The organism is Rhodococcus sp. 15-649-2-2, from assembly GCF_002258645.1.
GTDB lineage: Bacteria > Actinomycetota > Actinomycetes > Mycobacteriales > Mycobacteriaceae > Rhodococcoides.
This window is the reverse complement of record NZ_NPFM01000010.1, coordinates 91,367-104,419: the sequence shown is the minus strand read 5'-3', so window position 1 is coordinate 104,419 and position 13,053 is coordinate 91,367. Positions and strand designations below refer to the sequence as shown.

Below are 13,053 nucleotides of genomic sequence, written 5' to 3'. Positions count from 1 at the left end.
GGTAATGAAGTAGTCCGGACTGCCGCATTGCTCAGGCCCCGTACGTTGAAGAAGCAGCGTACGGGGTCGACTCAGCTATTACCGTTCGGTCGAGGCTCTGTCCACCAATTCCTGCGCGATATCGCGAAGCTTTCGATTGCTGTCCTGCGATCGGTCGACGAGCAGAGCGAACGCCGCGTCGGCAGAAATGCGATGTATTGCCATCAACATTCCCTTCGCCTGTTCTATCGGTGCTCGCTGCGAGAGTGCCCTCTGAACATCGTCCGGCAGCCCGAAGTGGGTTACGTGCGCTGCGGTCATGGAAGCATTGTTGCGCAACTTGTTCCGACGCAGGTCAGGCATGATAAGACACACCGAATTCGCGTCGAACAGAGCTGTTGGCGTTACCGAATTCGTAGCTTTTCGTGACCGCAGTGTTATCGAACGACTGGGTGATCAGGCGGCAGGGTTGGACAGCGGTCGTCCGATCAAGAATTCGAGAGTGCGGTACGCATCGGTCCGGCGACCGTTGCTCGCATTGTCGTGGTAAGCGGCACCGGCGACGACAACGCCGACCGGAATGCGACCCGACTCGATATCGCGCGCCGTTTGCTCCGCGCAGTTACGCAACACCGGGCAATCGGCGCACAGTCGCCATGCCTTTTCTGCGCGCTTGCGTCCATGGCGGGGGAGTTGCTGCGAGTCGTAGGCATCCATGTCGTCGATGCACGCACCCTTGAGGCGCCAGACCTGGTCATCTGTCATCGTCGTGATCCGTTTCGCGTCGTGCCGATCGTTCCACGACCCACATTCCCCACCTCGGGTAACTCGAAACACCCAAATGCCTTGCGGCGCCGCGGACCGTAGGAGTCAGACTGCGCGACGGGCCGATACCCGCGCGGCTGCGCCCGCCGCCGCGATGGTCACCAGGGCTCCGAGCACGATGGCCGGGCCCTCACCGGGAGCCAGGACGCCGCTTTGCGCGCCGAGTGTCACTGCCGAAACCGGAACGCCGAGTTGGGCTGCCGCGAGTATCCCGAGTCCGGCGGGTTGGCCGGTCAGGCGCATGGCAACGTGCACTGCCACGGCACCGCCTCCCAATACGAGCCCCAGCACGATCATGCCCGGATGACTGCCCAAGGCACGCAGATCGAGGGACGCTCCGAGCCAGACGAAATACAGTGGCCCCAGAAAACCTTCGGTGATGGCGAACAGTTGTTTCGTCAGACGTCTCGGTTCTCCGATTGCGGCGACGGCCAGACCGAAACCGAAGCCGGCGAGCATCACCGACGCGTGAGTGTGGACCGCAAGGGCCGCGAGGCCGAACAGCAGAACCAGGTTGAGGCGCAATTCGAGCGCGAGCTTGCGCTGGGCAGAGGCGTGGTGGATTCGGCGGCGCAGTCCGGTGAGGTCGAAGTGGCGCAGGACAACGAAGATCAGGCCGGCAGTTGCGATGACCGCCGCCGATCCGAGCGCGGCGGGGACGGCGCGCGGTGGATCGATCACGAGGGGCAGCGCGACGATACAGACTGCGTCGGCAAGCGCGATCTGAGGCAGAAGGGACATCAGCCCGGGTGTGGCCGTCTTGCTGGACTCGACGATCGGCATGATGACCGCGGCCGAGGACGAAGCCATCAGCACCGCGTAGAGACCGAGGTGTGGTGAATCGAATGCGGCGGAGACGGCCCAGCCGAGCGCGGTGGCCAGCAGCCCGACGGCCACAGCCCGCACAGCGCCTACCCGGAGGCCGACCCGTAGTCGCGGGTCACGAATGGGAACCTGGCTGCCGGCCACGAACATGACGAGCGCAAACCCCACCTGCGCCAGGAAGCTCAGTGTCTGTTCACTCGGATCGATGACGCCGAAGCCGGTGTGGCCGATGGCAATTCCGGCGACGAGTTCTCCGATGACGACGGGTATCCGAAGCCCGCGCGGCAGCGCCAGCAGTGGGCCGAACAATCCCACTGCGGCACACAGGGCAAGCGTCTCGAAGGTCATGCGACCGCGCCGTAGGGTCGCAATCCGCTGCTGCCGTTATCGTGCATCCTTCGAGCGGTGTCGGAACAGCGAATGATCGACGGCACTAGCACGAAGGATGATCGCGCGACCGCACGAAGCGTTGCCAGTCTTCGTCCCACTGCCGCATGCGTGAACGGTCGCCGGCCACGGTAATGAGGTGGACCAGACCGCCGATGACGATTGCGCCGAGAAACCACACGAACACGGCTGTGGCAGTTCCGTTGACGACGGCACCGGCAGCAGTAGCGGGTGTATGCGTGAGGTTCCCGCGCGCATCGAGCCACAGTGGCGTGGTGTCACCGATCGAGACGGGTGATGGCACCTGGGCCGAACCCGTGCGCGTAGTGCCGTCCGGTGCAGTCCATCGCACCGTCGCGGTACCGGTCGCATTCGTGCTGACGTAGTCGTCGGACTGGATCGGCTTCGGATAGTCGATGATTCGAGCATCGACCCGAAGATATTCTGCGCGTTGCTGTTGCGATCGGCGCGACAGGTCACTGTAGGTCACCGAACCGACCGTCGCGGCGACGGGTACGAGCAACAGAAGCATCGCGACCCCGACGACGAACACCGTTCGTTCGATTCTGTCGGGCAGTCGCATCAGGGGATTGGAGATCCATGGACTCCGTCGCCACCAACGGCGCACGTGTTCTGTGAACATGCCCGTCACCTACTCCCGCCGGCCGTGTGTTCGGCATCGACTACGAGTCTGCGCCGCTGTGCACTGGTTGCGTAAGGGCACAAGGTCCCGATACGCCGAGGGCGGTGGACCGCGAATTGCTCGATCGGACGTTGGATCAGTTCAGAAATACCGCGTCGATGACGACGTATCCGGCTACTGCGAAGACCAGGTAGGCGAAGAGGCGTTGCAGCCGCGCAGTATCGACTCGAGTTCCGAGGTGTGCGGCCAAGAGGGAGCCGACGATTGCCGTCCCTGCGAACGCGAGGGTGATGGACCAGTCGATGCTCGTGCCGGCCAGGTGCGAGACGAGACCGGCAACGGAGTTGGCGACGATGATGACCAGCGAGGTGCCGACCGCGACCGACATCTCGATACCCAGCATCAGCACCAGCACCGGGATGATGAGGAAGCCCCCGCCGACGCCGAACAGTCCGGTCATGAAACCGACGGCCAGGCCCGCTGGAATCGAGCGTGGCGCACAGCGTCTCCAGTTGATGCCCGATCCCGATGTCTTACAGGCTGTTCCGATATCCCCCCGCTCGGCGAGCATGCGGGCTCCGGCAGCAACCATCACGGCGGCGAAGCCGAGCAGCAGTAGCCTGTCCGGCAACAACCGGCCGACTGCGCTGCCGGCGAAGGTCGCGGGAATGCCGGTCGCAGCGAAGACGGCCGCAAGTCGCCATTCGACTCGGCGGGCCCGAAGCTTCGGAATCACGCCAACGGCCGAGGCGGAACCGACGACGAGCAACGAGACCGGGATCGCCTCCGCTACCCCGAGACCCAGGGCGAACACCAACACCGGTACCGCAAGAATCGATCCGCCTCCGCCGAGGAGGCCGAGCAGAATCCCGATCAGGGCGCCGAACCCGAGCGCCGGAGCCACTGTCATCGTGCAATCACTTCGTTTCGTAGAGTCGTTGCCATACCCCAGGGGGTACTTGACATACCCTAGGGGGTATTACACACTGTGTCTATCGCCCCGTGAATCGCGCCTGGCGACAGCAAGATGGAGGAAACCGTGATCCTCGAGCAGTACTACCTCGAATGTCTTTCCCACGCTTCGTATCTGATCGGTGACGAGACCACCGGACGTGCGATCGTCGTGGACCCGCGTCGCGACATCGCCGAGTACCTGGACGATGCGGCAAAGTACGGACTCGTGTTCGAAGGCGTCGTCAATACCCACTTCCACGCCGACTTCGTCTCGGGTCACCTCGAGCTGGTCGACGCGACCGGTGCATGGATCGGCTTCGGTGAATCCGCCGAGACCGACTACCCCATCCGGCGACTGCGCGACGGGGAGCGGTTGTCCCTCGGTGACGTCGAACTCGAAATCCTCTCGACGCCCGGTCACACCTGGGAGTCGATCTCGGTGCTGATTCGGCAATGCCCCGGCGCGACACCCACCGCGGTGCTGACCGGTGATTCCCTCTTCATCGGAGATGTCGGACGTCCGGACTTGGTCAATCTCGGAGATGGCTCCACCACAGACCTGGCCCGTGCGATGTACTCGACGATCCACGAGAAGCTGCTGACGCTGCCTGACGAAGTCGTGGTCATGCCCGCCCACGGTGCAGGCTCGTCCTGCGGCAAGAACCTGTCCACCGAGCTCACCTCCACCATCGGTGAACAGCGGGCGACGAACCCGTCGGTGCAACCGATGACCGAGGATGCCTTCGTCGCGCTCGTCACCGAGGGGCAGCCTGCGGCGCCCTCCTACTTCTCCGCCGACGCCGCGATGAACAAACGAGTCCACCCACTGCTCTCACGAAGCCGCACGATCCCCGCTCTGACGCCCGACCAGGTTCGAGACGAGCTGGCTGCGGGAACACGAGTGCTCGACGCACGAAGTGTGGACGACTTTGCGGCCGGTCATCTCCGCGGGTCGGTCAACGTGGGCTTCGACGGCCGCTTTGCCGAAACCGGCGGAATGGTCGCGGAGATCGGCGGGCGCATCGTTCTCCTCGCGTATCCGGGTGACGAGCAGGAGGCCGCAGTACGCTTGGCCAGAATCGGATCGGACAACGTGATCGGCTATCTGGGAGTCGGTGGGGACGGAGCATTTGCTGCGGGGCTGACCGAGCTGGTCGAGGCCGCGCCTCGTACCACCGTCGAGCAACTGGACGCGATGCTCGCAGCGGGTGAGGTGACGCTCATCGACATTCGTAACCCAGGTGAACGCGATCTCGGCACTATACCGGGAGCGATCCCGATCCCGCTGGCCCAGTTGAGGACTCGGCTCGATCAAGTTCCTACCGGTAAGTCCGTCGTGGTGCATTGTGCCGGCGGATGGCGTTCGAGCGTGGCGGCGTCACTGCTTCGAGCGCAGGGATTCGAGGGCGTCTCGGACTTGCTGGGTGGGTACGACGCCTGGGCCGACGCCCACGTTCCGGCCTGACGCACGACAGACCAGTAGAGGAGAAAATCATGTGTTATCCCGTTGCCTGCGCGAAGTGCCACAAGACCGGATGGGGTGGTTGCGGTCGACATGTCGACGCCGTCATGCGATCGGTGCCGGCATCCGACCGCTGTACCTGCCGTGAGAAAGCGACGCCGCCTCGCCAGGAACGTCGAACTGTGCGGTCGTTCTTTCGCCGCTGAATCGCGAAGTGGAGAGAAGTCATCGAGGCGGCGGACCGGTATTCGCATCGGAACGATGTGCCGAGGGGCAGACGTGTGTATGTATCTCGGCGGCCAGCTGCGCCACCGATTCGGTGAGGACGGTATTTGCCTCGATCATGTCCTGCAGCAGGGCCGTGTTCGAAAGTGTATGTACCGCAACCTCGCTGCTCACCGAATCCGCGCGTTTCGCCGAGATCAACAGGATTGCGCCCTGAAGTCCTGCGATCATCGAGAGGAACAGGTTCAGTAGGATGAAGGGGTACGGGTCGAATCCGTCGTTCTGGTTGTAGGCGGCCCACAGTGCCATCACACCGAGAAACAGGAAGACGAAGGGCCAGGAGCCCATTCCGTTCCGGACGTAGTCCGCTGCTCGTTCGCCGGTGGTCAGTGCGTCACCGGTTCGGACGCCCGGATGTCTCCTCCACAGGTTCATCGCTCGCAGGTCTTCGATCGGGAGTGTGCAGCAGAATCCATGCTGCCCAGTGTGTTCGGCGTGCCCGTGCTGTGCCAGGGACGAAAGCCCCTGTTCTCCGAGCCCTTCGGCTCCCGACCCGGCCTCGGGATACGTCCCGATCCGGCGGTGACTTCCGGCCCTACATGTCGATCGCGGCAGCGCCGACCATCGACAGTGTGCATTGCTCGATGGTCGAGAACGGCATTGGTTCGGATAGTTGGAGGTAGTCCACGATGAAAGCTGCTGTTGTCACCGAGTTCGGCAAACCCCTGGTCGTCAAGGACATCCCGATTCCGGAGCCCGCGCCCGAGCAGGTGCTGGTGAAGATGGAGACGTGCGGGGTCTGTCACACCGATATTCATGCTGCGCAGGGGGATTGGCCAGCAAAGCCGACCTTGCCGTTTGTCCCCGGGCACGAAGGCATCGGAGTGATCGAGGCGGTCGGGTCGCAGGTGTCGAAGGATCGAATCGGTGAGCGGGTCGCCATCGCGTGGCTCGGTTCGGCGTGCGGCGAATGCGATCACTGTGTATCGGGCTGGGAGACTCTGTGCGAGAAGCAGCAGAACAGCGGCTACTCCGTCGATGGGGCCTACGCCGAATACGCTGTGGCCCATGCGCGGTACGTCGTCCGCGTTCCTGACAGCATCTCCTCGTTCGACGCGGCTCCTTTGACTTGCGCCGGCGTCACCACCTACAAGGCAGTCAAGGTCGGCGGAGTTGCTCCGGCTCAGCGGGTGGCCATTTTCGGCGTCGGAGGGCTCGGTCACATGGCGGTGCAGTACGCCAAGATCGCGGGCGGGTTCGTCAGCGCTGTCGACATCGAAGACGAGAAACTCGAACTCGCGCGTGAACTCGGCGCAGACCACACCGTCAATTCGACGACGACCGACCCGGTGGACGCCATCCAGGCGCTCGGTGGTGCCGACGTCGCGATCGTTCTGGCCGTCATCCCCAGCGTCTTCGATCAGGCCTTCCGGTCACTGCGCCGCGGTGGTCGGCTGGTATGTGTGTCGATGCCGGCCCACGGTGTGTTCCCGGTGCCGATCTTCGAAACGGTGGTCGGCGGAATTTCGGTACTCGGTTCGATAGTCGGTACCAGGAAAGATCTACGTGAGGTGTTTGCTCTGCACGAGGCCGGTCGGACGACGGTGTCGGCGGTCTCCCGCAAACTCGACGAGGTCAACGAATGCTTCGACGACCTCATGGCCGGACGCGTCACCGCACGCCAGGTCTTCGAGTTCTAGCACGTTCGACGCCTGATTCACCACAAACGAGCGAGGTGGATCAGGCGATCGGCGTGCTCATCGATGCGGTCAGACGGACCGCGGCGCAGTTGTCGTCAGAGCTCGGCAGATGGTGCCGGCCCACTCGTCGACCTCGGCGCGTGACCTGTCGTCACCGTCGCCGGCCTCGATCATCCGAACCACCACTCGCTCGAACCTCGACAACGTGGATCGGTCCAACTTGCCGCCGAACAGCTTGTGCTCCATCGCCCAAGTTGCCTCGCTCCGTTCCGATTTCGGCGTGGGCTGCAGGCCGGCACCGATGGGACCACTGGAGAACAGCCACACCGGCATGGTCTCGAGTACGGCTTGCTCACGGGCAACCAGGGATCGGGCATCGCCGAGCCAACGGCCCATGTAGACGCCACTTCCGATGACCACGGCGTCGTACTCGGCGATGCTGTCCACATCGGCGGCGTCACGGACATCGACCGTCACCGATACCGCGGAGTCCGCGAGTCTTGCGGTGAGCGACGAGCCCAGCCATTGCCCGAGTTCACGGGTGGAACCATGACGGCTTGCCGTCGCGATCAGGATGCGCATGGTGGCCTTTCTTTCTCGAGTTTCCAGGGGCCGGTCACGTTCCCAGACCACGTTGCCGGGCCTAAGCATCGAGCAACAGGGACTTAGGACCCGGACCGGTCGCCGAACTGCTCGACATGGCGAAGGCTCCCATCGAGGTATCCGGACCCGGTGATTCGCGCGAGTCGGCGACCGGGCGACGGGACGACGGTGACCGGGCAATGCGCGCGTGCCAGCAACGACCGGCTGGTCGAGCCGAGCATCATCTCTCCGTAGCCGCCGCGCCCGTGACTTCCGATCACGAGAAGCTGAGCGCCCTGTGCATGATCGAGGAGTGCCTGCACCGGCCGGTCCTTGACCACCACGGTTCGCACCGACACCGTCGGATGACGCCGGGTGTGCGGCTCGAGCATCCGGGCCAGCTGACCGGCGGCAGCCGGGCGGTTCTCGGGCCATTCCAATCCTCGAATCGGAAACCCGACCGACAGATCCGCGTCGGACCAGCTGTGCACCGCCGTGAGCGGAGCCGACCGTGCGAAGGCCTCTTCGAAAGCCAGTGCCACTGCGGCTGCGCTCGCCTTCGTTCCGTCCACCCCGACTACCACCGGGTGCGTCGCGTCCACGCCGTCGCCCGACCAGCCACGCACGACCGTGACGGCGCATCGAGCATGGGTGGTGACGGCAAAACCGATGGACCCGAGCGATCGTTGTTCGGCCCCGCCGATGCCCCGGGTGGCGATGACCACCATGCGGGCGGTAGCCGACAGTTCGAGAAGCGTGGCGACTGCGGGGTTCTCGGACGAAACGGTGTCCACGGCGATCGCACCGGCCGTCGCGCTCTCGCGCGCCGCCATCATTCGGGCCTCGTCGAGGATTGTCCTGATCTCCGATCGCGATTGCTCCACAACGGGTTCGGGAAGAACGCCCATCCCCGTCAGCGCTCTCGGTAACGACCTCGCCGAGACGAGAATCAGATCGGACAGGTGTAAGTGTGCGTCGAGAACTGCCCAGCGCACCGCATCCAAGGCTGCAGCTGATCCGTCGACTCCGACGACGGTCGGTAGTGAGCCCATCGTGTGACCTCCTCGGTCGTGGTGTCGGAACACTCATCAGACGCCGCGCACGGACCCAGGCGCGGCAGGACAACAACACCGACACGAAGGACTTCGGTCACCTGTTTCGGTGACGAAAGATCACGTTGTACGCACCCGTGACCCGTAGGCTCGGAAGTCGAGGCGCCCAGCGTGGACGCAGGTGAGGTGTGTCGACGTGGTCACGGTTTTCTTGGTGGACGATCACGAGATCGTGCGGCGTGGTCTGATCGACCTCATCGACTCCGATCCCGACCTCGAGGTCGTCGGCGAGGCAGGCAGCTGTGCACAGGCGCTCGCTCGTATCCCGGCCCTGCAACCCGATGTCGCGGTGCTCGACGTGCGACTGCCCGACGGCAACGGAATCGAACTGTGCCGCGAACTTCTCGATCGCCTGCCGAACCTCAAGACCATGATGCTGACCTCGTTCACCGAGGACCAGGCCATGCTCGACGCGATACTCGCGGGCGCGAGCGGTTATGTCGTCAAGGACATCACTGGCATGGAACTGACCCGAGCGATCAAGGACGTGGGTTCCGGTAGGTCGCTGCTCGACAATCGTGCGGCCGCGGCGTTGATGGACAAACTGCGGTCCGGAACGGCGACCCCCGGACCGATCGACCACCTCACCAGCCAGGAACGCACGTTGCTGGATCTACTGGGCGAAGGCCTCACCAACAGGCAGATTGCCGCCCGGATGTTTCTGGCGGAGAAGACGGTGAAGAACTACGTATCCCGGCTGCTCGCCAAGCTCGGGATGGAGCGGCGTACTCAAGCTGCGGTGTACGCGTCGAAACTTGCCGACACCGCTCCGCCGACGGGGCGTCACCCGGGGTCGCGGGATGGATGACAAGCACGGTGACACCGGATCGTCGTTGCCCCAACTGCGACTCGGTGAATTGTTGGCCGAGGTGCAAGACCGCATCGGCCGAATCGCCGATGCCAGAGTCCAAGCCGACGGTCTGCTCGACGCCATGCTCGTCATCACCTCCGGTCTCGATCTGGAGGTGACGTTGCGGTCGATCGTGGAATCGGCTGTCGAACTCGTCGACGCTCGATACGGAGCCCTCGGTGTGCGGGGCGAAGGCCACGGGTTGAGTGCGTTCATCAACTACGGCATGGACGAGGACACCCGCGTCGCGATCGGCCCGCTCCCCACCGGCCGTGGGGTGCTGGGACTGCTCGTCGACCGGCCGAACGTGTTGCGCTTGGAAGATCTCAGTGCGCACCCGGAGTCGGTGGGATTCCCACCGAACCATCCTCCGATGAAAACGTTTCTGGGCGTGCCTATTCGGGTTCGTGACGAGATATTCGGCAACCTCTATCTCACCGAGAAGAAGGACGGCAAGCAGTTCACCGAGGACGACGAGGTCGTCACCAAGGCGTTGGCGTCCGCCGCCGGCATCGCCATCGAGAATTCCCGGCTGTACGAGGACTCGCGCACACGCCAAGCATGGATGGAAGCAACTCGGGACATCGGCACCGAACTCCTCGCCGGGACCGATCTCGACGAGGTTTTGCAGATGGTGTCTCGGAAGGCATTGCACCTGACCGGTTCCGATGCGGCGTTCATTGCGGTTCCCGAGGACACCGACCAACCGTTCGAGGATGTCACCGAACTCGTCGTCACGGTCAGCGAAGGAGTCGGAGCGGATCGAATGGTGGGTGCTGTCATCCCCATCGAGGGGTCGAGCACGGGAGTGGCGTTTCGGCGCAGAACAGCGTTGAGAAAGGGACGTCTCGAATACAAGGTGAGCGGTGTGGACGCTGTCTTCGGTCCCGCACTGATTTCACCGTTTCGCGTTTCCGATGGAGTCAGCGGTGTGTTGGTGGTGCTTCGCAAGGAAGGTAATGGGCTGTTCGACGATACGCAGCTCGACATGGTATCGAACTTCGCGAACCAGGCCGCATTGGTGATGCAGATGGCCGATGCCACCCGTCGGATGCACGAACTCGAAGTGTTGTCCGACCGTGACCGTATCGCCCGCGACCTGCACGATCACGTGATTCAACGAATCTTCGCTGCCGGCTTGGCTTTACAGAGCACCTTGCAGCGCGCCGAATCCGAGGACATCAGGAAGCGGTTGTCGCGAACGATCGACGATCTGCAGGACACTGTGCAGGACATCCGAACGACGATCTTCGACCTGCAGAGCACATCCCACTCGGCAACACGATTGCGCCAACGCGTCAACAGCGCGGTACTCGAACTCACCGAGAACGTCGATATCCGTGCTGTCGTCCGGATGTTCGGACCACTGTCGGTCGTCGACACCAAACTCGCCGATCATGCCGTTGCCGTCGTCCGCGAGACGGTCAGCAACGTTGTTCATCATGCGAAGGGCGACACGGTGACCGTCACCCTGTCGGTCGGCGATGACATGCAGATCATTGTGTCGGACAACGGGATCGGAATGCCCGAGGACACCACCGCCAGCGGACTGTCCAACCTCGGTGCCCGTGCCGTCGAGTGCGGTGGGTCGATGAACATCGGCCCCGGCCCTTCCGGCAGCGGCACCGAGGTGACCTGGTCGGTACCGCTGCCCTGACGGGTGCAGTCGTTGGTCACCTGTTTCGGTGACCTCCGACCGCTGCATCGAGTGGGTGTGCGCTCGTAGCGTTCTCGATGAAGCTGCAGAACCTATCGTCGCACCACCGAGAGGAACCCGATGAACATCGCAGACACCACCGGACCCGTTGTAGTCGGAATCGACGGATCGACGGCTGCGCTCGATGCAGTGCGCTTCGCCGTCCGCGAGGCTCGCGGTCGCGGGACATCAGTGCGTCTGGTGCACGTGATCCAACCCCATCTGCAGCGCGAAACGGTGTACGGCGCACCCGACGTGGACGGTGACTACGCCCGCATCGTTTTGGACCGTGCCGCGATCGCGGCGAAGACGAGCGATCCGGCCGTCATCGTAGAAGCCGTCGTGCTGCAGGGCCGACCGGAGACGGTGATGTTGTCCGAAGCGGCATCGGCGTGCCTGACGGTGTTGGGCACTACTACCGAAAACTCTTTTGCTGCATGGGTTCTCGGATCCGTGGTGCATACGGTAGTCGAATGCTCGGCCCATCCCGTGGCGATCGTCCGTACCTTCGACGTCGAACGCGCCGGCGCAGTCGTCGCCGCGTTGGGAGACGCGAAGGTCTCGGAGACAGATGTCGTCGTGGCACAGGCATTTCAGGAAGCGGCGATGCGCGGGGCCAGTGTGCTCGCCGTACACACCCAGGCAATCACGTCCATTCTGGTGAGCGCCATCAGCGGACCGGTCGACCATCTACACCCTGAATCGGCAATGGACGTCCGGTTGGAACCGTTCGGTGCGGACTACCCGTCGGTGCGTGTGGCGTCGGTCTACGCCGAAGCAGACTCGGGATCGGAGTTGATCGCGGTGTCCGACACCGCACAGCTGCTGGTGCTCGGTCACGAGCGCGATCGCGTGCCGGGAAGTACGTTGACCACCGTCCTGCGGCACGCCGAGTGCCCCGTCCTCGTCGTCCCGCACGCATGAGCACCTTCGGCTCGAAAGCGATAGTCGTCGGTGTCGATGGCTCGAGTTCGTCACTCGATGCGGTCGGCTGGGCTGCACGTGCGGCAGAGCTGCGCGGGGCACCGTTGAAGCTGGTGTCCGCCTACCAGGTCAAGGCCTTGTATACGAGTTTCGTGGCACTGCCACCTCGCATCGGCTCCGAAGAGCACACGGCCGCTGAGTCGATCCTGGCCTGGGCGTCGCTGGTTGCTCGACGTTCGGTGAGGGACCCGGACGCGCTCCGCATCATGAGTGAATCGATTGTGGGACCGACGATTCAGGCCATGTTGGAGCAGTCCTCCGATGCTTCGATGATGGTGGTGGGCTCGCGCGGCAACGGCGATTACTTCGCTGAACTGCTCGGCTCGGTGAGCACCGCAGTGGCCGTTCAAGCGCACTGCCCTGTGGTCATCGTTCCTGGAAGTGTGGAACTGCATCCGGCAGGAGGCCCTGTTGTCCTCGGAGTCGACGTGTCGGCGCACAACCAGAAAGCCGTCCGCTTGGCCTTCGAGGAAGCCTCGCTTCGAGGTACCGGACTGCTTGCAGTGCACGTGTCGACGGACGAACTGATCTCGTCGCCCGACGCGTCCGCCGCGGACAGGGCTGACGCGATCGTCTCCAACGGCCGAACCGTGCTGGCCGAGAGACTGTCCGGCTGGATCCATCAGTATCCCGACGTGGCGGTGGAACGAACAGTGTTGCGCGGCAACGTGGCCGACAAGATTCTCGAGGTGGCATCACGAGCCCAGGCCGTCGTCGTCGGTTCGAGTGGACGCGGTGGTTTCAGCGGTCTACTGCTCGGGTCCACCGTCCGGTCACTGGCCCACCGTGTCGACTGTCCGTTGATCGTCGCTCGCGGGTAGCTGCCGAT

The 13,053-nt window shown here is 63.8% G+C and carries 14 protein-coding genes; 6 read left to right on the top strand and 8 right to left on the bottom strand.

Features of this window, described 5'->3' with window-relative positions; all coding sequences use genetic code 11:
* Positions 1-78 precede the first annotated feature (78 nt).
* From CH305_RS04755 to CH305_RS04735, 5 genes are all read right to left on the bottom strand, one after another.
* Complete coding sequence (locus CH305_RS04755; RefSeq protein WP_080734223.1) at positions 79-300, bottom strand: ANTAR domain-containing protein; 222 nt, start codon at positions 298-300, stop codon at positions 79-81.
* A gap of 135 nt (positions 301-435) precedes the next feature.
* On the bottom strand, positions 436-744 hold the full coding sequence (locus tag CH305_RS04750; RefSeq protein ID WP_032405493.1) for a WhiB family transcriptional regulator: 309 nt from the start codon (positions 742-744) through the stop codon (positions 436-438).
* A 105-nt stretch (positions 745-849) separates the two neighbouring features.
* Positions 850-1,977 carry a cation:proton antiporter gene (locus CH305_RS04745; protein WP_032405494.1) on the bottom strand — a complete coding sequence of 376 codons (1,128 nt, stop codon included), beginning with the start codon at positions 1,975-1,977 and terminating at the stop codon, positions 850-852.
* Positions 1,978-2,062: 85 nt separating this feature from the next.
* Positions 2,063-2,659, bottom strand: a complete 597-nt coding sequence (locus CH305_RS04740; protein WP_141216450.1) for a hypothetical protein — start codon at positions 2,657-2,659, stop codon at positions 2,063-2,065.
* Between the two features lie 136 nt (positions 2,660-2,795).
* Complete coding sequence (locus CH305_RS04735; RefSeq protein ID WP_094702936.1) at positions 2,796-3,569, bottom strand: sulfite exporter TauE/SafE family protein; 774 nt, start codon at positions 3,567-3,569, stop codon at positions 2,796-2,798.
* A 129-nt stretch (positions 3,570-3,698) separates the two neighbouring features.
* Between CH305_RS04735 and CH305_RS04730 the strand changes: the two genes are divergently transcribed.
* On the top strand, positions 3,699-5,078 hold the full coding sequence (locus CH305_RS04730; RefSeq protein WP_094702988.1) for a rhodanese-like domain-containing protein: 1,380 nt from the start codon (positions 3,699-3,701) through the stop codon (positions 5,076-5,078).
* Positions 5,079-5,300: 222 nt separating this feature from the next.
* Here CH305_RS04730 and CH305_RS04725 read toward each other — a convergent pair whose 3' ends face one another.
* Complete coding sequence (locus tag CH305_RS04725) at positions 5,301-5,735, bottom strand: DUF1003 domain-containing protein (protein ID WP_094619113.1); 435 nt, start codon at positions 5,733-5,735, stop codon at positions 5,301-5,303.
* Between the two features lie 254 nt (positions 5,736-5,989).
* Here CH305_RS04725 and adhP point away from each other — a divergent pair, with 254 nt between their 5' ends.
* Positions 5,990-7,000: an alcohol dehydrogenase AdhP gene (gene adhP / locus CH305_RS04720; RefSeq protein ID WP_032405496.1), complete on the top strand. Its 1,011-nt coding sequence runs from the start codon at positions 5,990-5,992 to the stop codon at positions 6,998-7,000.
* 69 nt (positions 7,001-7,069) lie between these two features.
* On the opposite strand, the gene CH305_RS04715 is transcribed toward adhP, so the two are convergent.
* Positions 7,070-7,582 carry a flavodoxin domain-containing protein gene (locus CH305_RS04715; RefSeq protein WP_037146967.1) on the bottom strand — a complete coding sequence of 171 codons (513 nt, stop codon included), beginning with the start codon at positions 7,580-7,582 and terminating at the stop codon, positions 7,070-7,072.
* 83 nt (positions 7,583-7,665) lie between these two features.
* Entirely contained in the window at positions 7,666-8,634 is a 969-nt protein-coding gene (locus tag CH305_RS04710) for a universal stress protein (protein ID WP_094702935.1), read from the bottom strand.
* Between the two features lie 196 nt (positions 8,635-8,830).
* Here CH305_RS04710 and CH305_RS04705 point away from each other — a divergent pair, with 196 nt between their 5' ends.
* From CH305_RS04705 to CH305_RS04690, 4 genes are all read left to right on the top strand, one after another.
* Complete coding sequence (locus CH305_RS04705) at positions 8,831-9,502, top strand: response regulator transcription factor (protein ID WP_032405498.1); 672 nt, start codon at positions 8,831-8,833, stop codon at positions 9,500-9,502.
* Positions 9,495-11,201, top strand: a complete 1,707-nt coding sequence (locus CH305_RS04700) for a GAF domain-containing sensor histidine kinase (RefSeq protein ID WP_094702934.1) — start codon at positions 9,495-9,497, stop codon at positions 11,199-11,201. The genes CH305_RS04705 and CH305_RS04700 overlap by 8 nt, the downstream gene beginning before the upstream one ends.
* 120 nt (positions 11,202-11,321) lie before the next feature.
* Entirely contained in the window at positions 11,322-12,164 is an 843-nt protein-coding gene (locus CH305_RS04695; RefSeq protein ID WP_094702933.1) for a universal stress protein, read from the top strand.
* A complete protein-coding gene (locus CH305_RS04690; RefSeq protein ID WP_094702932.1) occupies positions 12,161-13,045 on the top strand; it encodes a universal stress protein in 885 nt (294 codons plus the stop codon). Before CH305_RS04695 ends, CH305_RS04690 begins: the two co-directional genes overlap by 4 nt.
* Positions 13,046-13,053 lie beyond the last annotated feature (8 nt).

Excerpts from the sequence above, each read along its gene's own strand:
- adhP (WP_032405496.1), top strand. The coding sequence starts at position 5,990 with ATGAAAGCTGCTGTTGTCACCGAGTTCGGCAAACCCCTGGTCGTCAAG.
- CH305_RS04710 (WP_094702935.1), bottom strand. The coding sequence starts at position 8,634 with ATGGGCTCACTACCGACCGTCGTCGGAGTCGACGGATCAGCTGCAGCC.
- CH305_RS04735 (WP_094702936.1), bottom strand. The coding sequence starts at position 3,569 with ATGACAGTGGCTCCGGCGCTCGGGTTCGGCGCCCTGATCGGGATTCTG.
- CH305_RS04695 (WP_094702933.1), top strand. The coding sequence starts at position 11,322 with ATGAACATCGCAGACACCACCGGACCCGTTGTAGTCGGAATCGACGGA.
- CH305_RS04745 (WP_032405494.1), bottom strand. The coding sequence starts at position 1,977 with ATGACCTTCGAGACGCTTGCCCTGTGTGCCGCAGTGGGATTGTTCGGC.
- CH305_RS04700 (WP_094702934.1), top strand. The coding sequence starts at position 9,495 with ATGGATGACAAGCACGGTGACACCGGATCGTCGTTGCCCCAACTGCGA.
- CH305_RS04725 (WP_094619113.1), bottom strand. The coding sequence starts at position 5,735 with ATGAACCTGTGGAGGAGACATCCGGGCGTCCGAACCGGTGACGCACTG.
- CH305_RS04740 (WP_141216450.1), bottom strand. The coding sequence starts at position 2,659 with ATGTTCACAGAACACGTGCGCCGTTGGTGGCGACGGAGTCCATGGATC.
- CH305_RS04715 (WP_037146967.1), bottom strand. The coding sequence starts at position 7,582 with ATGCGCATCCTGATCGCGACGGCAAGCCGTCATGGTTCCACCCGTGAA.
- CH305_RS04755 (WP_080734223.1), bottom strand. The coding sequence starts at position 300 with ATGACCGCAGCGCACGTAACCCACTTCGGGCTGCCGGACGATGTTCAG.
- CH305_RS04750 (WP_032405493.1), bottom strand. The coding sequence starts at position 744 with ATGACAGATGACCAGGTCTGGCGCCTCAAGGGTGCGTGCATCGACGAC.
- CH305_RS04690 (WP_094702932.1), top strand. The coding sequence starts at position 12,161 with ATGAGCACCTTCGGCTCGAAAGCGATAGTCGTCGGTGTCGATGGCTCG.